Source organism: Streptomyces lomondensis, from assembly GCF_014651035.1.
Taxonomy (GTDB): domain Bacteria; phylum Actinomycetota; class Actinomycetes; order Streptomycetales; family Streptomycetaceae; genus Streptomyces; species Streptomyces lomondensis.
Genome location: NZ_BMWC01000013.1, coordinates 154,835 through 175,781, shown reverse-complemented (window position 1 = coordinate 175,781; position 20,947 = coordinate 154,835). Strand labels below are relative to the sequence as shown.

General features: G+C 71.1%; 16 protein-coding genes and 2 pseudogenes. 2 read left to right on the top strand and 16 right to left on the bottom strand.

The window, feature by feature from the left end:
* Nucleotides 1-185: 185 nt before the first annotated feature.
* From IE255_RS40470 to IE255_RS33385, 4 genes and pseudogenes are all read right to left on the bottom strand, one after another.
* Nucleotides 186-368, bottom strand: a complete 183-nt coding sequence (locus tag IE255_RS40470) for a hypothetical protein (RefSeq protein ID WP_372487616.1) — start codon at nucleotides 366-368, stop codon at nucleotides 186-188.
* Between the two features lie 36 nt (nucleotides 369-404).
* Nucleotides 405-799, bottom strand: a pseudogene (locus tag IE255_RS40465) (NAD(P)H-dependent oxidoreductase); the annotation flags it as partial.
* Complete coding sequence (locus IE255_RS33390) at nucleotides 796-1,893, bottom strand: LLM class flavin-dependent oxidoreductase (RefSeq protein WP_190054141.1); 1,098 nt, start codon at nucleotides 1,891-1,893, stop codon at nucleotides 796-798. The gene IE255_RS33390 and the pseudogene IE255_RS40465, both read right to left, overlap by 4 nt.
* A 153-nt stretch (nucleotides 1,894-2,046) precedes the next feature.
* Entirely contained in the window at nucleotides 2,047-2,883 is an 837-nt protein-coding gene (locus IE255_RS33385; protein ID WP_190054140.1) for an alpha/beta fold hydrolase, read from the bottom strand.
* A 304-nt stretch (nucleotides 2,884-3,187) separates the two neighbouring features.
* Between IE255_RS33385 and IE255_RS33380 the strand changes: the two genes are divergently transcribed.
* Together IE255_RS33380 and IE255_RS33375 are read left to right on the top strand one after the other, a co-directional pair.
* The gene (locus tag IE255_RS33380; protein WP_190054139.1) at nucleotides 3,188-4,186 is read left to right on the top strand and encodes an AraC-like ligand-binding domain-containing protein; all 999 of its coding nucleotides are present in this window, start codon (nucleotides 3,188-3,190) and stop codon (nucleotides 4,184-4,186) included.
* 149 nt (nucleotides 4,187-4,335) lie between these two features.
* Nucleotides 4,336-5,331 (top strand): alpha/beta hydrolase, encoded by a 996-nt coding sequence (locus IE255_RS33375; RefSeq protein ID WP_229906695.1) that lies wholly within the window; start codon nucleotides 4,336-4,338, stop codon nucleotides 5,329-5,331.
* 34 nt (nucleotides 5,332-5,365) lie between these two features.
* Here the strand turns inward: IE255_RS33375 and IE255_RS33370 are convergent, their stop codons facing one another.
* From IE255_RS33370 to IE255_RS33315, 12 genes and pseudogenes are all read right to left on the bottom strand, one after another.
* Nucleotides 5,366-7,621, bottom strand: a complete 2,256-nt coding sequence (locus IE255_RS33370) for a helix-turn-helix domain-containing protein (RefSeq protein ID WP_190054138.1) — start codon at nucleotides 7,619-7,621, stop codon at nucleotides 5,366-5,368.
* A gap of 137 nt (nucleotides 7,622-7,758) precedes the next feature.
* Nucleotides 7,759-8,484, bottom strand: a complete 726-nt coding sequence (locus tag IE255_RS33365; RefSeq protein ID WP_190054137.1) for an alpha/beta fold hydrolase — start codon at nucleotides 8,482-8,484, stop codon at nucleotides 7,759-7,761.
* Nucleotides 8,485-8,543: 59 nt separating this feature from the next.
* A complete protein-coding gene (locus tag IE255_RS33360) occupies nucleotides 8,544-8,855 on the bottom strand; it encodes a GNAT family N-acetyltransferase (RefSeq protein ID WP_190054136.1) in 312 nt (103 codons plus the stop codon).
* Between the two features lie 64 nt (nucleotides 8,856-8,919).
* A complete protein-coding gene (locus IE255_RS33355; protein ID WP_190054135.1) occupies nucleotides 8,920-9,651 on the bottom strand; it encodes an acetate uptake transporter family protein in 732 nt (243 codons plus the stop codon).
* 16 nt (nucleotides 9,652-9,667) lie between these two features.
* Nucleotides 9,668-11,551, bottom strand: coding sequence for an amidohydrolase (locus IE255_RS33350; RefSeq protein ID WP_190054134.1), 1,884 nt, complete (start codon nucleotides 11,549-11,551; stop codon nucleotides 9,668-9,670).
* Nucleotides 11,548-12,500 (bottom strand): annotated as a pseudogene (locus IE255_RS33345) (alpha/beta hydrolase). The gene IE255_RS33350 and the pseudogene IE255_RS33345 overlap by 4 nt, the downstream one beginning before the upstream one ends.
* A gap of 64 nt (nucleotides 12,501-12,564) precedes the next feature.
* On the bottom strand, nucleotides 12,565-13,992 hold the full coding sequence (locus IE255_RS33340) for a dihydrolipoyl dehydrogenase family protein (RefSeq protein WP_190054133.1): 1,428 nt from the start codon (nucleotides 13,990-13,992) through the stop codon (nucleotides 12,565-12,567).
* Nucleotides 13,992-14,588 carry a Dps family protein gene (locus IE255_RS33335; RefSeq protein ID WP_190054132.1) on the bottom strand — a complete coding sequence of 199 codons (597 nt, stop codon included), beginning with the start codon at nucleotides 14,586-14,588 and terminating at the stop codon, nucleotides 13,992-13,994. The genes IE255_RS33340 and IE255_RS33335 overlap by 1 nt, the downstream gene beginning before the upstream one ends.
* Nucleotides 14,589-14,669: 81 nt before the next feature.
* On the bottom strand, nucleotides 14,670-15,191 hold the full coding sequence (locus IE255_RS33330; RefSeq protein ID WP_190054131.1) for a DoxX family protein: 522 nt from the start codon (nucleotides 15,189-15,191) through the stop codon (nucleotides 14,670-14,672).
* A 5-nt stretch (nucleotides 15,192-15,196) separates the two neighbouring features.
* Entirely contained in the window at nucleotides 15,197-15,859 is a 663-nt protein-coding gene (locus tag IE255_RS33325) for a hydrolase (protein WP_190054130.1), read from the bottom strand.
* Nucleotides 15,860-17,107: 1,248 nt separating this feature from the next.
* Complete coding sequence (locus tag IE255_RS33320) at nucleotides 17,108-18,436, bottom strand: class I SAM-dependent RNA methyltransferase (RefSeq protein WP_190054129.1); 1,329 nt, start codon at nucleotides 18,434-18,436, stop codon at nucleotides 17,108-17,110.
* A gap of 121 nt (nucleotides 18,437-18,557) precedes the next feature.
* Nucleotides 18,558-20,612 carry an APC family permease gene (locus IE255_RS33315; protein WP_190054128.1) on the bottom strand — a complete coding sequence of 685 codons (2,055 nt, stop codon included), beginning with the start codon at nucleotides 20,610-20,612 and terminating at the stop codon, nucleotides 18,558-18,560.
* Nucleotides 20,613-20,947: the final 335 nt, after the last annotated feature.

Genomic DNA, 20,947 nt, shown 5'->3' with positions numbered 1-20,947 from the left:
CGACGAGGACGATTCCCCCTCGCGGCGGGCCAGCGCGTCGATGCGCGCTTCGGTGAACGCCAGTTCCGCCGCCCTGCCGCGAACCGTCGCCCGTACGCCGTCGAAGTCCTCGCAAGAGGGGCGTGTGGTCGATCGGTTCACACTCCAGCATGCCGCATCTCGCTCGGGCGAGGAGTCCCCGGACCTCAGTCGAAGCGCAGGTCGGCGAGCTGCTCTTCGAGGGCGGTGACGTCGTCCGCCGGATCGGTCCGTGGCGGGCGGGCCGCCATGAGGGCAGCCAGCTCACCGCCCGCCCGCCGGACGCGCGCGGGCAGGCCGTCGGTGTACTCGTCTCCCCCCGACCCCCAGTCCTCGGACGCCGCGTACACCGCGGTGGGAGCGACGGCGGTGCGCAGATAGGCGAACAGCGGCCGCAGTGCGTGTTCCAGGACCAGGGAGTGGCGTGCGGTACCGCCCGTCGCCGCGATCAGGACCGGCTGCCCGTGAGGGCGTCGGGGGCGATCACGTCGAAGAAGGACTTGAACAGCCCGCTGTAGGAGGCCGTGAAGACCGGGGTCACGGCGATCAGGCCGTCGGCTGCCGTCGCCGCGTCGATGGCAGCGGACAGTCGCGGCGGTGCGAAGCCGGTCACGAAATGGTGGGCGATGTCACCGGCGAGGGTGCGCAGTTCGACCACCTCGATCGACACGGTGTGGCCCTGACCGGTGAGATCGGCACGGGCCACCTCGGCCAGCCGATCGGCGAGCAGGCGGGTGGAGGAGGGCGTGCTCAGCCCCGCGGAGACGACGGTCAGCTTCACTCGGCGGTCACGCCCCGCTGCCTCGCGTCGGCGGTGACGAGGGTCGCGTGCGTCGGCGCGTCGGGCACGTCGGCGGGGCGCCCGTTCGCGAACTCCTTGCGCAGCACGGGCACGACCTCTTCGCCGAGGATATCGAGCTGTTCCAGGACGGTCTTGAGGGGCAGCCCGGCGTGGTCCATCAGGAAGAGCTGGCGCTGGTAGTGACCGACGGTCTCCCGGAAGGAGAGGGTCCGCTCGATGACCTGCTGGGGTGAGCCCACCGTCAGCGGGGTCTGCTCGGTGAATTCCTCCAGAGACGGCCCGTGGCCGTAGACGGGTGCGTTGTCGAAGTACGGGCGGAACTCCCGTACGGCGTCCTGGGAGTTCTTCCGCATGAAGACCTGGCCTCCGAGGCCCACAATGGCGTCCTCCGGACGGCCGTGGCCGTGGTGGGCGTAGCGCCGCCGGTAGAGCTGGACCATGCGCCGGGTGTGGTCGGCCGGCCAGAAGATGTTGTTGTGGAAGAAGCCGTCACCGTAGAACGCGGCCTGCTCCGCGATCTCCGGAGACCTGATGGATCCGTGCCAGACGAACGGCGGGACGCCGTCCAGCGGTCGGGGTGCCGAGGTGAAACCCTGGAGAGCGGTGCGGAACGTGCCCTCCCAGTCCACCACGTCCTCACGCCAGAGCCGGCGCAGCAGCACGTAGTTCTCCTTGGCGAGGTTGATGCCCTGGCGGATGTCCTGTCCGAACCACGGGTACACGGGGCCGGTGTTCCCCCGCCCCAGCATGAGGTCGACCCGGCCGTCGGCCACGTGCTGGAGCGTCGCGTAGTCCTCCGCGATCTTCACCGGGTCGTTGGTGGTGATCAGCGTCGTGGCGGTGGAGAGGATCAGCTTCTCGGTGCGGGCGGCGATGTAGCCGAGCAGGGTGGTCGGGGACGACGGGACGAAGGGCGGGTTGTGGTGCTCGCCTGTCGCGAAGACGTCCAGGCCGACCTCCTCGGCCTTGAGCGCGATGGCGATCATCGCCTTGATGCGCTCGTGTTCCGACGGCGTACGACCGTCGGTGGGGTCGGGGGTCACGTCCCCGACGGTGAAGATGCCGAACTGCATGGGCTCTCTGTTCTCCTGTCTGGTTCCTGCGGTCGTGGGCCGGGAACATCCGGGTGACGTCGGGGATCCGCCGTCACCCGGCGCGGCGGCCGGGCCAGACACCGGCCACCGCGCGGCGGTGCGCTCACCCCGTGCGGACCGGCGGGTGGGGCGTCATTTCGCCAGGAAGGCGAGGAGGGCGGTGTTGACCTCCTCCGCGTGGGTCCACAGCAGGCCGTGCGGGGCACGCTCGATCTCGACGTAGTCGGCCGACGGGAGCGCCTTGTGGAAGGGGCGCGCGGTGCCCTCGGCCGGCAGGATGCGGTCGGCCGTACCGTGCAGGATGAGGGCGGGCACGTCGACGGCGGGGATGTCGGCGCGGAAGTCGGTGTACCAGGTCGACGGCGCGGCGGACGCGGCGAAGGAGCCGCCGCCGGCCGCGGTGTTCCAGCTGTTGCGGACGGCCTCCTCGCTGATGCGGGTGCCCAGGTTCTCGTCGAGGTTGTAGAAGTCCTGGAAGAAGGCCGTGTAGTAGGCGTACCGGTCGGCCTTGACGGCGGCGACGACTCCGTCGAAGAACTCCTTGGGGGCCACGCCGTCCGGGTTGTCGTCGGTCTTGAGCAGGCAGGGCTCCAGCGAGGCGAGGAAGGCGACCTTGGCGACGCGGGCGGAGCCGTACGTGGACACGAAGCGGGCGACCTCGCCGGTACCCATGGAGAAGCCCACGAGGACGGCGTCATTCAGGTCGAGGGTCTCCATCACGGTGTTCAGATCGGTCGCGAAGGTGTCGTAGTCGTAGCCCGTCGTCGGCTGGGACGACCGGCCGAAGCCGCGGCGGTCATACGTGATCACGCGGTACCCGGCGTCGAGCAGCGCGGCGCTCTGCCGCTCCCAGGAGTGGCCGTCGAGCGGGAAGCCGTGGATGAGGACGACCGGCTGACCGGCGCCGTGGTCCTCGTAGTAGAGGTCGATGGCGGTGGTGTTCTCCTGGCCCACGGTGATGTACGGCATGGGTCTCTCCTCGGTGCGAAGTGGCCGGTCCGCGCCTCGGTGCGGCACGGAACGCCGTCACGCTACGGCCGGGGAGGCACCGCATCTTGCCGAGCCATGCACGACGTCTTGCCCCGGAGCGCAGCGAGCTGCCCGGCTCGACGCGGGCCGGTGGTTCCCAGCACCGGACGTGCCCGTCGGCTCCCGCGATTCCTGCCTGTGGTTCTGCCTGGAGACGGAAAGGGCCCGCTGCTTGGCTGTTCAGTGCGAGCGGGAACCCGGGCCCGTCGCGGCCCTGGAGTCACTTCCCTGAGCGGAGAGCATTGTGAGCTTGGTGTTGACGACCGCCTCCGTGCCGGACCGGGACAAGGTCGCGTACTGGAACGATGCGGTGAGCAGGACGCTGGTTCCGATGACGGTGGCCCCCCGGGGCGACGGGCCGTTCGACGGCCGGATCACCACCGACAGCCTCGGATATCTCCAGGTCTCCACCATGGAGGCCGACGCCAAGCGGGTCAGCCGCACGCCGGCGCTGATCGCCAGGTCGTCCGAGGCGCTGGTGGCGGTCGGTGTCCAGATATCCGGCACGGCCACCTTCGTCCAGGACGGCCGGCGGGCCGAGCTGGGTGAGGGTGACCTGGTGCTGTACGACACGAACCGACCGTACTCCTTCGACTATCCGCAGCGGTTCGCCACGCACGTCTTCCAACTCCCGCGCCGCACGCTGGGCATGCCGGACAGCGACATCCGGCAGGTCACGGGCAGCACCATCGGCATCGAGGACGGCTTCGGCGCGATGCTGCTCCCGTTCCTGGCCACCCTGGCCTCCTCCTCGGCCGACGGCTACCCGCCGGCCGTGGCAAACCGGTTGGCCGGCAATGTCGTCGACCTGTTCGCCACACTGGTCGCGGAACGGGCCCACCCGGGCGGTACCGGCGCGGGCGCACAGAGCCATCTGATACGGCGCGTCCGCGACTTCATCAACCGCAACCTGGGCGATCCCGACCTGTCACCGGAGCGCATCGCCCAGGCCCACCACATCTCCGTCCGGTACCTGCACCGGCTGTTCGAAGGCGAGGGGACCACGGTCGGCCAGCTCGTCCGGCAACGACGTCTGGAGGAATGCGGCCGCGAACTGGCCCGCCGCGGCAGGACGGCCCCCACCGTGTCCGCCGTGGCCCAGAGGTGGGGCTTCGTCAACCCCGCCCACTTCAGCCGATCCTTCCGCGCCGCCTACGGCGTCTCCCCCCGTGAATGGCGCGACCTGCGCACCGCCCACGGTAGTGAGCGGCAGGGGGCTGACCTCCCACCGTTCAGCGGGTAAGGTCCCGGCTCGGAGCCGCGCCGGCCGCCCTGCACTGCGTCGGCAGTGCCCCGGCCCGACGGCCGCCGCACCGCGTTCCGCCGCTCGACCAGCGACCCGGTGCGCCGAACCACTCTTTCGCTTCAGGCCCTCTCGGCAGGAGACCGTGCGTGACCGACTTCGTCCCTTCGTCCGCTCGGCACCCGGTCCTGGACCGCCCCACCCGGGCATTTGTGGCCCGGCACACCTGCCCGCCGTCCGTGCCCGACCCCGACCTGGAACAGGCTCGTTCGGACCTTGCGCGTATCCAGGGGAAGGGCGCCCCCGACCCTCTCGACGAGGAGCCCACCTCCACGGAGTGGCTCGCGCTCCCGGGCGGACCGACCGGTCATGTACGGGTGCAGGTGGTCAGGCCGGCCGACAGCGTGGGCGAGCTTCCCGTCGTGCTGTTCCTGCACGGCCTCGGCTGGGCCCTGGGCGACGCGCACACCCATGAACGTCTGGTGCGCGCATTCGCCCTCGGCGCGGACGCGGCCGTGGTCTTCGTGGAGTACGAGCGCGCCCCCGAAGCGCGGTACCCGATCGCCGTCGAGCAGTGCTACGCCGTCGCGAAGTGGATCTGCGAGCGGGGCGGCGACATCGGCCTGGACGGCGGCCGGATGGCCGCCGTGGGCGACTCGGCGGGCGGCAACCTGGTGGCGGCACTGACCCTGCTCGCCAAGGAGCGCGGAGGAGTACGGCTGCAGCAGCAGGTGCTGCTCTGCCCGATCACCGACGCCGGCTTCGACACCCCCTCGTACCAGGAGTTCGCCCACGGCTACTTCCTCGGCCGCGAGACCATGCGCTGGTTCTGGGACCAGTACCTCCCCGACGTACGGCAACGGAGCCAGACCACCGCGTCACCGCTGCGGGCCTCCCTGGAACAGCTCACCGGGCTCCCCCCGGCCCTGGTCGTCACCAGCGAGGCCGACGTGGTGCGCGACGAGGGCGAGGCGTACGCGAGCAAGCTCCGGGCAGCCGGCGTCCCGGTGGTCTCCATCCGCTACCACGGGACGATCCACGGCTTCATGGTGCTCGATCCGCTGCGCGACACGGACGCCGCCCGCGCCGCCCTCGTCCAGGCCCTCGACACCGTGCACGTCGCTCTGCACCGGCACAGGGGCTGAGCCCTCGGTCGCGGCACCCGCGCGCCCGCGCCCCTCACTCGGCGGGGAGGGAGTCCAGGAGCTTCCGTGCGGTCTTCAGGTCCTTCCTGTCGATCGCGTCGCCTAGGGCCAGGGCCTGACGGAGGCAGGTGCGGGCCTCTTCGGCTTCGCCCAGTTCGATCAAGGCCTCTCCGAGGTGCACCAGCGTGCTGCCCTCGATGTGGGGAATGCCGATCCGGGCGGACTGGGCCATGGCGTCGCGGTACCGGTCGGCGGCCTCGCGCCATCGCCCCAGAACGGCGTAGCCGCGACCGAGTGCGCGGGTCGTGTTGGCACGGTAGATGTCGGCGAGGTGCCCGCTCACTGGGCAGTCGGGCGCGTCCAGGAACGTGATGATGCGCTGGTGCTGGATCAGGGCCTCCTCCCCGCGGCCGAGCAGGCCCAGGGAGGTTCCGTGGGTGAACATGGCACCCAGCCACCCCTCTCGGTCCTCGGTCTCCTCGTAAAGTTCGAGGGCGGCGAGCGACGTGTCGGCCGCCTCCTGGACTTCGCCGAGCTCCGACTGGGCCCATGCCGCCAACGTCAGTGCCGAGGCCTGCTGGGGAATGTTCCGGGCGCGGCGGGCGTGGTCCAGCCCTTCGCGGGCCCGTTCGACGGCCTCCCGGTACCGGGATTCGCAGGAGAGGGACCAGGAGTACATGTTGAGGTGGAAGGCCCGCATGTACGGGTCGTCGAGTGCGGTGGCGGCCTGACCGGCCAGGCGGAATATCTCGGACCAGTGTCCCCAGTGGACCCACAGGTCGCAGAACCATTCCATGGCATAGGCGGTCTCCACAACCTGCTGGTGCTCACCCCGGTGGGCGGCCGTGCGCAGGGCGGCGAGCCAGGAGGGGGCTTCGCTCTGAAGCCAGGCACGAGCCTCTTCGGCGCTCTCCAGCGGTACCAAGCCCTGCCAGGAGGGCGGTGGGGCCCCGTACTTGGGCTTGTACCAGCGACCGGCGACCACAGCCGTCTCCAGCAGCCAGGTGCGCAGCCGGTCGTCGGCCGCTTCCCGTTCGCCGGGTTCCTCCTCGCGGCAGAGCCGGGCGCGGGCGAACAGCCGCAGCAGGTCGTGCAGCTGGTAGCGGCCGGTGAAGGCGGCCTGCAGCAGGCCGGCCTCGACCAGCTCCTCCATCACGTCCTCGGCCTCGAAGACGTCGGTCGCCATCAGGGCGGCGCCGTAGGCAGTGGTCATGTCCGGCCCCGGGACCAGGCTCAGCATTCGCAGCAGCCGCGCGGCTTGGCCGGTCAGCTGACGGTAGGACAGCTCGAACGCCGCCTCCACCCGCACGTCGCCGGCGGCGAGCGCGCCCAGTCGGCGTTCCTCGTCGGTCAGGCGCCGGACCAAGTGGTCGACGGTCCATCCGGAACGGACCGTCAGCCAGTTTCCCGCCACCCGCAGCGCCAGCGGCAGCCGCCCGCACAGCTCCGCCACCCGCGCCACGGCTTCGGCCTCCGCGTCCGCCCGCTGCTCGCCCAGGATCCGGCGCAGCAGATCGACCGCCTCGTCCTGCGCCATCTCCGACAGCGCCAGGCGGTGGACATCCTCAAGGCCGCTCAAGGGCCGGCGACTGGTGACCAGTACCAGGCTCCGGCCGCCCGCGGGCAGCAGCGCGCGGACCTGCCCCTCGTCGCGGGCGTTGTCCAGCACCACCAGGCACCGGCGCTCGCGCAGCAGCGCCCGCAGGAGCCCCGCGCGGCCCTGGGTATCCTCCTGTGCCAGCCGGCGGTCCGACACCCCCAGGGCCTTCAGCAGTTTCAGCAGCGCCTCGCCCGTGTCCACGGGGCCGGCCACGCCGTGCAGGTCCACCACGAAACACCCGTCGGGGAACTCCTCCGCCAGATCCGCCGCCGCCTTCAGTGCCAGCGTCGTCTTCCCGCATCCCGGAGGACCCGAGACGACCCACACCGACACCTCCCCGCCGGCACGGGCCCGCTCCGCCGCCTCGCGCATCAGCGCCAGCTCCGGTTCGCGCCCGGTGAAGTCCCCCACCGATCGCGGCGGCACAACCGTCCCCGTCACCGCCGCCGCGCGCGTAGGACGGGCCGCCCGCGCCGCGGCCAGCAGCGCCTCCCGCTCGTCGTCCGCGAGCCCAAGACCCTCCGCCAGCGCGACCACCGTGCGCCGCTGCGGAACCCTGCTGCGCCCCCGCTCCATATCTCCGATGCCCCGGACACTCACGCCCGACGCCTCGGCCAACTCCTCCATCGTCAGTCGTTCCCGCTGCCGCAGATCACGCAGAACGGACCCGAACGACCTGTCCCCGAACACAACTCCTCATTCCTCCCGCCCCGAGGAAGTGTACGGTGTGTCAGATGTGACAGATCCGCAGGCCAGCGGCGCCAACGGCGGTGCCGGGCCTGCCTCGAAAGGCAAGCCCGGCACGGCTCGTGAGCCACGTCCGCAGGTCAGTGGGCGGTGGACCGGACCGCGTCCTGGATCAGCTCGGCCACGGCCTTCGGCTGGGCCAGCATGACCAGGTGCGAGGAGTCGACCTCGACGACCGTCATGCCGGCACGCTCGTAACCGTAGCGCTCCACATCAGGGTTGATGGTCCGGTCGGAGCCGGCGACCAGGCCCCACGAGGGCTTGCTCTTCCACGCCGCGACCGGCGCCGCCTCCGTGAAGGCCCGGGCGGCGAGGGGGCGCTGGGAGACGGCGAGCACCGCGGCGAGCTCGGGGTCGACGTCCGCGGCGAACAGCGCGGGGAACTCCCCGGCCTCCACCGAGACGTCGGTGCCGGTCTCATCGGACCCCGCCACGGGGAACGGCGTGTAGACGAGCGCGTCGGCGAGAGCGGAGTCGGGGAAGCGGCCCTGCAGCTCGCCCAGGCTCTCGCCCACCTCCAGCGCGTATCCCGCTAGGTACACCAGTGCGCGGACGTTGTCCTCCGCGCCGGCGAGGGTGATGACGGCGCCGCCGTAGGAGTGGCCCACCAGGATCACGGGACCTTCAACGGCCCGGATCACCGAGGCGATGTAGGCGGCGTCGTCGACGAGGCTGCGGTTGGGCACCGCCGGAGCGAGCACCTTCAGGCCGGCGGCGGTCAGTTCGGGGATGACGCGGGCGTAGCTGGAGGCATCGGCGAAAGCGCCGTGGACCAGCACGACGGTGGGGCTGGCGTGTCGGGACATGAAAAAACTCCTTGGTGGACGGGGCGTGGCGGGGGTGAGGAAGGCGGAATCGTGGTGTTTCAGAGGCCGAAGCGGGCGCGGCGTGCCTCGGGCACCAGGTCGGTGTACTCGGGGTGCTTGTGGATCCACCCCCGGATGAAGGGGCAGTACGGCAGGACGTGCAGGCCGCGTGCACGGGTGTCGTCGAGGGCGCCCTGAGCGAGCAGTCCGCCCAGCCCCTGCCCGGCGAACCGGGGGTCGATCTCGGTGTGGATGAAGGCGATCTCGTCCTCTGAGAGGAAGTACTCGGCGAAGCCTGCGGTCTCGGTGCCGTCGCCGGCGAGGACCTCGTACCGGGACTTCTCCGGCCGGTCTCCTACCTGCGGTTCCATGGGTGCTCCTGTGCTGATCGCGGCGTGCATGGGGCGGTGGCTGCGTGGGAGTGGGCGACGCGTGTCAGAGCGTGCGTCGCACGCCCGCCTGGCGTTCGAGATTGCGAAGCTGGACCGTGAGGTCGCCCTCCACGGCGGCGTGGGCAGGGCCACTGCGACCGATGGGCAGGACCTCCTCGCTGCGCATGTCCTCCAGCATCAGGGCGAACGCGGCGTACATCGCGACGAGTGCCACGACGAGGCCGAGCGCGCCGGACGTCCGCGTGAGCCATTCGGCGCCGGTGAGACCCGACAGACCGGTAACAGCCCAGCGGGGCAGGGAGACCGCCAGCACGAGCCACAGCGCGCGCTTGGGCCGGGTCACGGCCGTCATCAGCGCCCCGAAGCAGAGGAGCGCGAGGTTGAAGACGCCGAGGACGCGCAGGCCGTCGGCAGCGCCGCTGAACATCACGAGCGCGTAGGCCAGCCAGCTGCCGGCGAAGACGGCCATGAGCGTCGCCGCGATCACGTCGCGGGCCCCGAAGGCCAGTACGCTCACCAGGAGTTGGAGGGCGAAGGCGGGCAGGACGCACAGGGCGACGGCGGCGCGCGCATCGGTCTCGAAGAATCCGAGCTGCAGGCATCCCGTCATCACGGAGGCGATGGCCACGGTGAAGAAGCCGAGCGGCATGGGTGAGGCGATGGGGCGCAGGGTGATCCGGGTCATCGACCGGAGGTCCGGCTCGAAGCGTCGCCCCGGGACCGCGCTCTGCGGCCCGCTGCCGGGGCCGTCCGCGGTGGCGTGGTCAGTACTCATCGTGGGGATCTCTCGTTCAGTGCTCGAAGCAGGGGTCGATGAACGACGGGGGCGTCTCGGGAGTGGAGCCACGCGCGACGCGCCACCGGCGGTGCTGCTCGGACTCGGCGACGGCCTCGGCCACCAGCGACGCCTGGCGGGCACCGCTCTGGTAGCCGCCGAAGTGGGCCACCGGGCTCCACTCCGGACTGACCGGCGGGACGGCCTCGTCGAGTCCCGCGTACTCCGCGCTCGCGTAGACGATCCGGCCGCCAACGACGGTGAGCACGGACTCGATGTCGGGGATGGCGTGCTCGGGCACGGTCAGGAAGTCGTCGGACAGGATCGCGAGGTCGCCGTACCAGCCTTCCCGGAGGCTGCCCTTGACGTCCTGCTCGCCGGTGAGCCGGGCTCCGCCGCGCGTGTAGAGGTCGAGGGCGGTCTCCCGGTCGATCAGGGTGCCGGCCGGTGCGAGCGCCGTGCCGCCGACCGTGCGCCCGGTGACCAGCCAGTGGAGGGCGACCCAGGGGTTGTACGAGGAGACCCGGGTGGCGTCGGTTCCGGCGGCGACGGCCAGGCCGCGGTCGAGCATGGCCCGCACCGGCGGGGTGTGGGCGGCGGCCTCGGCGCCGTAGCGGTCACGGAAGGCGGTGCCCTGGAAGGACATCCGGTTTTGGACGGACAGAGCGCCGCCGAGTGCGGCGATGCGGTCGAGGCTGTCGGCGGAGACGGTCTCGGCGTGGTCGAACAGCCAGCGGCTGTCGCCGGGGAAGAGCCCTTCCGCGGCCAGTTTCTCGAAGACGGCCAGATCGCGGCGGATCGTCTCGTCGTAGGTCGCGTGGAGCCGGAAGCCCCAGCCGTTCTCCAGCAGGAGACGGACGGCCTTCTCGAACTCGGGCTCGAACGCCCCTAGTTCGGGCCGCGGTTCGGAGAAGTTCTCGAAGTCGGCGGCGGCCCAGGTCAGGTTCTCGCCCGCGCCGTTGAGCCGGAGCCACTCGTCCCCGTCCCCGGGCTTCACCATCTCGGTCCAGCGCTTGAGGTCGGCGAGCTCCTGGCCGGCGGTCTGCGGGAAGAGGTGGTAGGCGATCCGCAGCGACAGCTCCCCCCACCTGGCGAGGTCGACGACGGTGGCGTAGTTGTCGGGGAAGTTCTGGAATCCGCCGGCGGCGTCGACCGCTGAGGTCAGTCCGAAGCGGTTGAGTTCGCGCAGGAAGTTCCGCGTCGAGGTCCGTTTGTCGGCCTCGTCGAGGGCCGGGGCCTTGGCCAGGGTGGAGTAGAGGATGAGGGCGCCCGGAGCGGCGAGGAGTACCCCGTTCGGTTCGCCGTCCCGGCCCCGTACGATCTGGCCGCCGCGCGGGTCGGGGGTCTCCCGGGTGAACCCGGCGGCCTGTACGGCGGCCCGGTTCATCAGGGCCGACTGGTAGAGGTGCAGGACGAAGACGGGGGTGTCGGGGGCGGCCGCGTTCAGCTCGGCGACGGTCGGCATCCTGCGTTCGGCGAACTGCTCGGCGGTCCAGCCGCCCACGACCCGGATCCACTGCCCCTTGGGTGTGCGGCCGGCCTGCTCGCGGAGCATCGCGAGGGCGTGGCGGAGGCTGCGTACGCCGTCCCAGCGGAGCTCCAGGACGTAGTTCAGGCCGCCCCGGATGACGTGCAGGTGCGAGTCGTTCAGACCGGGGATCACCCGTCGGCCCAGCGCGTTGACGACCTTGGTCCCCGGCCCGACGAGGGGGGCGAGGTCGTGGTCGTCGCCGAGGGCGGCGACCCTGCCGTCGCGGATCGCGACGGCGTGGGCCTGCGGACGGCCGGGGTCACCGGTGAACACCTTCGCGTTGCGGACGAGGAGGTCGGCCGGTGCGTCCTCCTGCCGCGGCGCGGGCACGAGACCCGCCACGGGCATGCTGGTCGAGGGCGCCGTCATGCCAGGGCCTCCCGCAGGGTGCCGGCCGCGAGGCCGATGGCGAGTTCGGCGGCGCGCGTCTCCCGCAGCGCGTTCAGCATGACGAAGTCGTGGATGGCACCCTGCACGCGCAGAGCGGTGACCGGAACTCCGGCGGCGCGGAGCTTGGCGGCGTACGCCTCGCCCTCGTCGCGCAGGACGTCGGCCTCGGCGGTGATGACGAGTGCGGGCGGCAGGCCGGTGAGCTGTTCGGTCGTGGCGCGCAGCGGCGAGGCGGTGATCTGCGCGCGCTCGGCCTCTTCGGTCGTGTACTGGTCCCAGAACCACTTCATGGCGTCGCGCCGCAGGAAGTAGCCCTCGGCGAACTCGTGGTACGACTCGGTGTCGAAGCTCGCGTCGGTGACCGGGTAGAAGAGGACCTGGTGGGCGAGGCGGACGTCGCCACGCTGCTTGGCCATGAGGGTGAGGGCGGCGGTCATGTTGCCGCCGACGGAGTCGCCCGCCACGGCGATCCGGGTGCCGTCGAGGTCCTTGTGGTGCCCTTCCCGGGCGATCCACTGGGCAACGGAGTAGTTCTGCTCGATGGCGACGGGATAACGGGCCTCGGGCGACAGGTCGTACTCGGGGAAGACGACGGCCGCCCGGGCGCCGACGGCGAGTTCGCGGACGAGCCGGTCGTGGGTGTGGGCGTTGCCGAAGACCCAGCCCGCGCCGTGGATGTAGAGGACGACGGGGAGCGGGCCGGTGGCGCCGCGGGGGCGGACGATCCGGGCACGGACGTCCCCGGTGGGGCCGCCATGGACGGTGACCCACTCCTCGTCGACGGCGGGCAGCGGCACCCCGTCACCGCTCTGGACGCCGTCCACGGCTTTGCGGCCGTCCGCGACGGGATCTGGTAGAGGAACGGCGGCTGGGCGGTGGCGTCGGCGAACGCCTGGGCGGCGGGTTCGAGGAGCGGTTTGTTCGGCATGGGAGTTCTCCTTCGTAAGACGTACGGGGATCAGTGGGTGGCGGCGTGACGGTCCGAGGACGCCTCAGAGGCCGTACGCCTCGAGAAGGCGCAGCCAGACCTCGCTGACCGTCGGGAAGGCGGGGACGGCGTGCCACAGGCGTTCGAGCGGGACTTCTCCGACGATGGCGACGGTGGCCGTGTGGATCAGTTCGGTCGCCATGGGGCCGGTGAGCGTGCAGCCGACGACGACTCCCCGGGTCTCGTCGACCACGAGCTTGGCGTGGCCTCGGTAGTCGTCCGCGTACAGCGCGGCTCCGGCGACGTCGTCGACGCGGTACTCCACCACCCGTACGGCGACTCCCGCTTCGCGTGCCGCGCGTTCGGTGAGGCCGACGCTCGCGATCTCGGGGTGGGTGAAAACCGCCTGCGGGACGGCGATGCGGTCGGCCTCAGCGCTCCAGGCCTGCCGGCGGCCGGTGTCGGCGGGGCGGCCCCCGGCGCGCTCGGCGATCGCCGCCGCGCAGGCGCGGGCCTGGTACTTGGCCATGTGGGTCAGCGGCGCACGGTGGTTCACGTCGCCGACGGCGTAGAGCCAGTCCCCGTCGAGGGCGGTGACGCGGCAGGTGTCGTCCACCGGGAGCCAGTCACCGGCCGACAGTCCGACGGTGTCCAGACCGAGATCCGCGGTGCGCGGGCGACGGCCGACCGCGGCCAGTAGTTCGTCGCAGACGAGGGCGGCGCCGTCATCGGTCTCCACGGTCACGGTACGGGTGGTCTCGTCACGGGTGACCCGGGTGGCTGAGACCCCGAAGCGGATCGTGACGCCCAGTCCGGTGAGGCCTCGGGTGACCTCTTCGCCGGCGCACGGCTCCCAGCCGGTCAGCAGGGCCTGGTCGCGGACGAGCAGGGTGACGGAGGAGCCGAGCGAGCGCCAGGCCGTGGCCATCTCGCAGGCCACCACTCCCCCGCCGATGACGACGAGCCGCCCGGGCACCGCATCGGCCGTGGTGGCCTGCCGGTTGGTCCACACACCGATCCGGTCGAGCCCTTCGATCGGCGGCAGCGCAGGTTCCGTGCCGGGGCTGAGGACGACCGCGAGCCGGGCCCAGAGGGTGCCGACCGTACCGTCGGCCCCGGTCACCTCCACCCGGCGCTCACCGGCGAGCCGCCCGTGCCCTCGTACGAGAGGTATGCCGGCGCCGTTCAGCCAGTCGGCCTGACCGGTGTCGTCACCGCGGCCGGTGAACCGGTCGCGGCGGGCCAGGACTTGCTTCGGGTCGAGCGCCGCGGTCACCGCCTGCCGGGCCCCGTCGACCGACCGCGCGGCCTCCCGGGCCGCACCGGGGCGCAGCAGGGCCTTGCTCGGCACGCACGCCCGGTAGGAACACTCGCCGCCGACCATCTCGGCCTCGACGACGACGGCGGTCAGTCCGGACCGCACGACCCGGTCGGCGACGACCTCGCCGCCCGGCCCACCACCGACCACGACGACGTCGTACGTGTCGTCCATCAGCCGCGAACCAGCGGGGTGTCCACGAGGTGCTCGGCCAGGAACCACACCTGGGCCTCGCCGGTACGGATGACCTCGGAGACCAGCAGGTCGGTGCTGCCCTCGTCACCCTCCGCCGAGATCCGGGTGGCGGCGTCCCGGGCGTCGATCAGGATCCGCTCGTGCGCGTCGAGGAGTCTCGACAGCATGACGGGGACCTTCTCCACACCGTCCGGCGGCCGGGGAATCGCGGTCAGCTCAGCGACGTGGCGCGGGTCTCCGACCGCGACACCGCCGAGGCTCTGGATCCGCTCGGCCAGCGCGTCCACGATGGCCAGTTGAGTCTCCGCGTGCTTGTCCAGCATGAAGTGGAGCGAGTAGAAGGTCGCGCCACGCATGAGCCAGTGGTGCTTCTTGTAGAGGGAGTAGAGGATCTGCGTGTCGGCGAGTACGCGGTTCAGTCGCTGGCACGCGTACATGCGGGTGTCGTGGCCGAGGCCGATCGGCAGCTGCTTGAGCGTGCCGAACTCCTGGGTCTCGCCGCCCTTCTGGTGCAGCAGCGGCTGACCGCCGCCGGTCGGCATCGGGGTGGGTGACGCGGTGGTCGCGGTGTCCATCAGATGCTCCTGATCGGGTGGAAGGGAGGGTCCGGCTGCCCTGGGGGCGGTACAGCCGGACCCGGTCCGAGCGGCGTGCGCTCAGCGGAGGCCGCGGGTGGCGGTCTGCGATGCCGCCGGCGCCCGCCGGTGCAGGACGAGCCGGGTGAGGAGCCCACTGCCGACACCGGCGACCAGCGCGAGGGCTGCCCACCACAACGCGTACGGCGTGAGGCCGAGGGCCGCGTCGAGGGACCAGGCACCGGGGCCGGTGGCGGCCAGGGCGGTGGAGGCGCCGATGAGGACGAGCGGGTACTCGTACCCGTCGTTCTGCACCCAGAGACCGTGGTGCCACTTCACGGTGAGGGCGACGGTCATGACCCCGATGGCCCCGGTCGCGGCGAGCGGGGTCAGGAGCCCGGCGGCGAGCAGCAGACCGGATCCGATCTGGCCTCCGCCCGCCGCCAGCGCGGTGAGGACCCCGCCGCGGAATCCGTCGGCGCGGAACTCCTCCGCGCCGCCCTCCAGTCCCCTGCCGCCCAGGTGCGTACTGACCTTCTGCACCCCGTGGCCGGCGACGAGCAGGCCCACCAGCAGTCGCAGGATCAGAATGCCGGTGTCCACGGAGGTCAGCCGGCCGCGTGGGCGCCGATGACGCTCTGCGCGTACACGACACCGAGGCCGTAGGCGCCCGCGTGGGCCTTGACGATCTCCATGACCGCGCCGTACGTCTCCTGGCGCGCCCAGTCGCGCTGGAGCTCCAGGAGCACCTGCACCCAGGTCACCGGCACCGCGCCTGCGGCGAGCATCCGCTGGAGCGCGTGCTCGTGGGCGGCCGGGCTGACGCCGCCGGAGGCGTCGGTGACCACGTACACCTCGTAACCCTGCTCCAGGGCGGAGAGCGCGGGCAGGACGAGGCAGACCTCGGTCCACAGGCCGGAGAGGATGATCTTCTTGCGGCCGGTCGCCTTGACCGCCGCCACCAGCGCCTCGTCCTCCCAGGCGTTCATGGTCGTACGGTCGACGATCTCGTTCTTGGGGAACACCTCGGCGAGCTGCGGCAGCAGAGGTCCGGAGAACGACTCGGCGGCGACCGTGGTCAGGACGGCCGGAACGTCGAAGGCCCGGGCCGCCTTGGCGAGGCCCACCGTGCTGTTGATGATCGCGGTGCGGTCGCCGCTGCCGGTGCCGAAGAACATCTGCGGCTGGTGGTCCACGAAGAGCATGACCGCGTTGTCGGGCGTGAGGAGGTCCGAACTCGGAGCGGCCTGCACCTTGTTGATGTCGAACATGAGGGGTCCTTTCGAAGCGATCGATACCGTGCCGCCCGTGTCTCCGGCTCGGCACACCCGAAAGCTACGACCGGCCCGACCGGCCGACTTTCCTCCCCGCGCCCAGGGGGTGGCATGACAGCGCACTACCCGAGCGGGGGATTCGCGTCCTCCTCCGGATCCCTCGGCTCTGTGGACGGGGCGGACAACGTGGGCAGTTCCTCGTCCGGCGGCCGCCGATGCCAGGTTTCGACCGAGGGCCGCCGGAAGGAACTGGTTCGGGGTGAGCCATGGAGCCCAACCTCGCCGGCATCGGGGAGGACCTTCACCTTGCCGAAGGTGCCGGGTCGTGTGGCAAGTCCGGCCCCATTACTCACGGAAACAAGCCAGGACATCCAAGAGACACAAGTCTCCTCGGGTTGCTGCGGCCCTTCATAGAGTCCGTAGCCGCCTTCGCGCGCCAGTCTCCAGGCGCTCCACCAGGCCCCGTCCGAACGCCTCCGCATTATCTCAGCGGCGGCCAGCCGCACCGGGCGAGCGAATGGGCCGACACCCCCGGCCACCTCCTCGAGGACCAGCTTGCCGGGATCGCACAGGAGGTCACCCTTCGCGGTGAAGCCGCCGAACACAGACGTCTCGACGAAATCAACGCGACACCGCCAGAAGCGCATCCTCTAGGAGGCCGCCATGGAAGAAGCGCACGTCCGATACGCCGAGGTATACCGCGTCAGGCACTTCGAAGCCCAGGAAGCGGCTTGGCCCCACACCACTCGAAATGACGGAGGACGTGAGCACCGTACGCACGCGAGTCGAGTCCATGCCGCCGGGGCAGACCCGAACCGGATCCGAGGCATGGATCGACTGGGCGGCAGCCAACGAGGAGCGCCTCGACCCGCTGAGCACGCCGCCCCGACCGCCCGACATCCCCGAACCACGAGCCGACGACCTGAAGCCCTTCCTCAGGCACTGGAGCCCCTACGGCCCTGACACGACACCCGCCTTAACACTCGACCGAGTGTCACGGAACGTCACGGCCGAGAAGCGAAGGGGCGGGCCGGCCAACCGCGCGGCAGCCAGCCTCACCACACCATCGCGGCGGCCACGTCCACATAGGTGAGCGCCCGTCCAGCAGCCTCAAACCATGCATGACGACACATCAGACAATGCGCCGTTCGTGCGTCAAACGTGCGTCACGTGCGTCAGATATGCGTCAAGATATCGCCCGTAACGCACGTAGCGCCCATAATGCACACTCGACAAAGGCGCAGGTCAGCGGCCCTTTTCGGCGGGCTCCAGGATCGCCACGCATTCGACGTGGTGCGTCATAGGAAACAGATCGAACGCCCGCAGCATCCGCACCCGATACCCCCCGTCCCGGAAGTACCCCAAGTCCCGCGCCAACGCCGCGGGATCGCACGCCACGTACGCGATCCGGCGTGCGCCCAGCGACGACAGGTGTTCCACCGTCTTGCGGCCCGCCCCGGACCTCGGCGGGTCGAGGACGATGAGGTCGACCTCCGTGATGCCCGTGCGCGGCAGGACCGACTCGACCTTGCCCTGTTCGATGCGGACGCGGTCGAAGTCGGCCAGGTTGTGGCGGGCGTCCTCCACCGCGCGCTTGCCGGACTCGATGCCGAGGACCGCGCCCTGGTCGCCGACCCGGTCGGCGAGGGCGCCGGCGAAGAGGCCGACGCCGCAGTAGAGATCGAGGGCCATGTCGCCCTTGCGTGGCAGCAGGCCCTGCATGACAGCCGTCACCAGGGTGTCGGCCGCCTTCGGGTGGACCTGCCAGAAGCCGCCCCCTCCGACCCGGTGGGTGCGGCCGTCCGCGCGCTCACGGACAAAGGGGCGGCCGTGGACGCGGTGGATGCCGCCCGAGCGCTCGTCCACGCGCAGGACCGACACCGGCCGGTCCAGTTCGACCAGCGGCAGGCGCGCGCCCGGCTTCGGCGTGAGGATCACCTGGCGGTCCTGCGAGCCGGCCGCCGCGATCGCCTCGACGGAGTCCATGCCCGTCCAGTCGCGCTTCTCGATGCCCAGCTCGCTGACGCCCTCCGCGGCGATCATGCAGTGGTCGATCGGCTCCACCTCGTGCGAGCGGTGCCGGCGCAGACCGGCCCGGCCGTCGGCGGTGACCGCGTACTGGACGCGGGTGCGCCAGGCCGGAACCTGCCCGGCGGGCACCTTGTCGCCCTCGGCGGGCACGACCGTGCCGTCCCAGCCGGCCTCCTCCGGGGTGAGCCCGGCGAGCCGCTGGAGCTGCTCGGCGATCACGTCGGCCTTCAGGCGCCGCTGCGCGCCCGGCTTGGCGTGCTGCCAGTCGCAGCCGCCGCAGCGGCCGGGGCCGGCGTACGGGCAGGGCACGTCGATCCGGTCCTTGGAGGCGTCGAGCACCTCCACGGCGTCCGCGCGCAGGAACCGCGCGCCCTCCTCGCCCTCCGTCACCCGGGCCACGACCCGCTCACCGGGCAGCGCGTGCCGCACGAACAGCACCTGGCCCTCGGACGTACGGGCGATGCAGTGACCGCCGTGGGCGACGGGGCCGACCTCGACCTCGTACTCCTCCCCCACCAGCGACTTCCTCGGTTCTGCCTGCATGGCGGGGTGACTCCAAAACGCGTGAAGGGAAACGGCCGAAGGGAAACGGCCGGACAACAGCCCACCAGTCTACGTGGCTGCCGCCCGGCCGTTTCACGGCCGTTTCACACAGGCCGTCGCCTCACGCCTTCGGCTCCGAGGACTCCCTCGTCGGCCGCTCCTGCGCCGGCCCGCGCCGCACCGACCCCGGCGCGTTCCACTCCTGCTGCCTGCGGGCTCGCCGCTTGGCCGCCTCGGAGGACTGGAGCTGGTACGGCACCGAGGTCACCATGATCCCCGGCGTGAACAGCAGCCGGCCCTTCAGGCGCAGTGCGCTCTGGTTGTGCAGCAGGTGCTCGTACCAGTGGCCGACGACGTACTCGGGGATGATCACGGACACCGCGTCCCGCGGCGACTCCTTGCGCAGGCTCTTGACGTACTCGATGATCGGCCGCGTGATCTCGCGGTAGGGCGAGTCCAGGACCTTCAGCGGTACGTCGATGCCGCGCCGCTCCCACTCCTCGCGCAGTGCCTTGGTCTCCGCCGGGTCGACGTTGACGCTCAGGGCCTCCAGCGTGTCCGAGCGCATCAGCTTGGCGTAGGCCAGGGCGCGCAGCGTCGGGCGGTGGATCTTGGAGATCAGGACGACCGAGTGGACGCGGGAGGGCCGTACGCTGTCGTCGCTCGGGCCGTCGGGGGCGGCGATCTCCTCGGCGACCCGGTCGTAGTGCTTACGGATGGCCGTCATCGTCGCGTAGAAGATCACCATGCCGAGCAGGGCGACCCAGGCGCCGTGCGTGAACTTGGTGACGAGGACGACGACCAGCACCAGGCCGGTGAAGAACGCGCCGAAGGCGTTGATGGCGCGCGAGCGGATCATGTGGCGGCGCTTGGCCTGGTCCTGCTCGGTGCGCAGGTGGCGGTTCCAGTGCCGGACCATGCCGGTCTGGCTGAGCGTGAACGACACGAACACGCCGACGATGTACAGCTGGATCAGGCGCGTGGAGTCCGCGCCGTAGACCCACACCAGCAGTCCGGCGGCGCCCGCGAGCAGCACGATGCCGTTGGAGAAGGCCAGCCGGTCGCCGCGGGTGTGCAGCTGGCGCGGCAGGTAGCGGTCCTGGGCGAGGATCGAGCCGAGCAGCGGGAAGCCGTTGTAGGCGGTGTTCGCGGCGAGGAACAGCACCAGCGCGGTGGCCGCGGCCAGGATGATGAACAGGATGCTGCCCTTGCCGAAGACGGCCTGGGCGACCTGGGAGATCACCGGGTTCTGCACGTAGTCCGCACCGAGCGGGACGCCGTTGTGGAAGAGGTCGCGGGCCGGGTTCTCGGCCATGCGGACGTCGGTCGCGGCGGCGAGCGTGATGATGCCGCAGAACATGGTGACAGCCAGCAGGCCCATCATGGCCAGCGTCGTCGCCGCGTTCTTGGACTTGGGCTTGCGGAAGGCCGGGACGCCGTTGGAGATGGCCTCGACGCCGGTGAGCGCGGCGCAGCCGGAGGAGAAGGCGCGCAGCAGCAGGAAGACCAGGGCGAATCCGGCCAGGCCCTGGTGCTCGGGCTTGATGACGTAGTCCGCCGTGGGTGCCCGCATCTCGTCGCCGAGCACGAGCCCGCGGAAGGCGCCCCACGCGATCATGGTGAAGACACCGGCGACGAAGACGTACGTCGGGATCGCGAAGACCGTGCCGGACTCGCGCACGCCGCGCAGGTTCATCAGCGTCAGCAGCACGATCACGCCGATCGCGCAGGCCACCTTGTGCTCGACGACGAAGGGGATCGCGGAGCCGAGGTTCTCGATGCCGGAGGAGATCGACACGGCCACGGTGAGGACGTAGTCGACGAGCAGCGCGCTGGCGACCGTCAGGCCCGCCTTGGGGCCGAGGTTGGTGTTCGCCACCTCGTAGTCGCCGCCACCGCTGGGGTAGGCGTGCACGTTCTGCCGGTAGGAGGCCACCACGGTGAACATCAGTACGACGACCGCGACCGCGATCCACGGACTGAAGTGGTACGCCGTCACGCCCGCGATCGACAGCACGAGCAGGACCTCGCCGGGCGCGTACGCCACGGAGGACAGTGGGTCGGAGGCGAAGACGGGGAGTGCGATGCGCTTCGGCAGGAGCGTTTCCCCGAGCCGGTCACTGCGCAGTGCGCGCCCGATCAGGATCCGTTTGGGCACGTCGGTCAGTTTGGACACAACAGAGGATCGTAAGCGTTCGATTGCGGGGTCGCCCACCCGCCACCCCCCATCGGCGTTCCCTCTGCTCTCCGAGTGAATTCAGGGCCCCGTGAGGCTGGGGATTCCGCAGGTCACCCCGTTCCCATGCCTATATGACTGAGCCCCGTCCGTCTCCCGGCTGTCGCCGCCCCTGGAGGTCCCATGCACCCCGCCGCAGAACTGATCGGCGCCGCAGCCACACTCCTCGTCCTCGGAATCCTCACCGTGGCGAGCGTGCGGAGCATCAGCCGCCGCTGACCTGTGCGAGCGGACGGAAGACGGGCCACCCGACGAGCGGCCGCCTCTCGGCCCGC

Bases quoted from the DNA above. Each gene is read 5' to 3' on its own strand.
- IE255_RS33325 (WP_190054130.1), bottom strand. From the start codon at position 15,859: ATGTTCGACATCAACAAGGTGCAGGCCGCTCCGAGTTCGGACCTCCTC.
- IE255_RS33365 (WP_190054137.1), bottom strand. From the start codon at position 8,484: ATGTCCCGACACGCCAGCCCCACCGTCGTGCTGGTCCACGGCGCTTTC.
- IE255_RS33390 (WP_190054141.1), bottom strand. From the start codon at position 1,893: ATGCAGTTCGGCATCTTCACCGTCGGGGACGTGACCCCCGACCCCACC.
- IE255_RS33320 (WP_190054129.1), bottom strand. From the start codon at position 18,436: ATGCAGGCAGAACCGAGGAAGTCGCTGGTGGGGGAGGAGTACGAGGTC.
- IE255_RS33360 (WP_190054136.1), bottom strand. From the start codon at position 8,855: ATGGAACCGCAGGTAGGAGACCGGCCGGAGAAGTCCCGGTACGAGGTC.
- IE255_RS33350 (WP_190054134.1), bottom strand. From the start codon at position 11,551: ATGACGGCGCCCTCGACCAGCATGCCCGTGGCGGGTCTCGTGCCCGCG.
- IE255_RS33355 (WP_190054135.1), bottom strand. From the start codon at position 9,651: ATGAGTACTGACCACGCCACCGCGGACGGCCCCGGCAGCGGGCCGCAG.
- IE255_RS33335 (WP_190054132.1), bottom strand. From the start codon at position 14,588: ATGGACACCGCGACCACCGCGTCACCCACCCCGATGCCGACCGGCGGC.
- IE255_RS33340 (WP_190054133.1), bottom strand. From the start codon at position 13,992: ATGGACGACACGTACGACGTCGTCGTGGTCGGTGGTGGGCCGGGCGGC.
- IE255_RS33385 (WP_190054140.1), bottom strand. From the start codon at position 2,883: ATGCCGTACATCACCGTGGGCCAGGAGAACACCACCGCCATCGACCTC.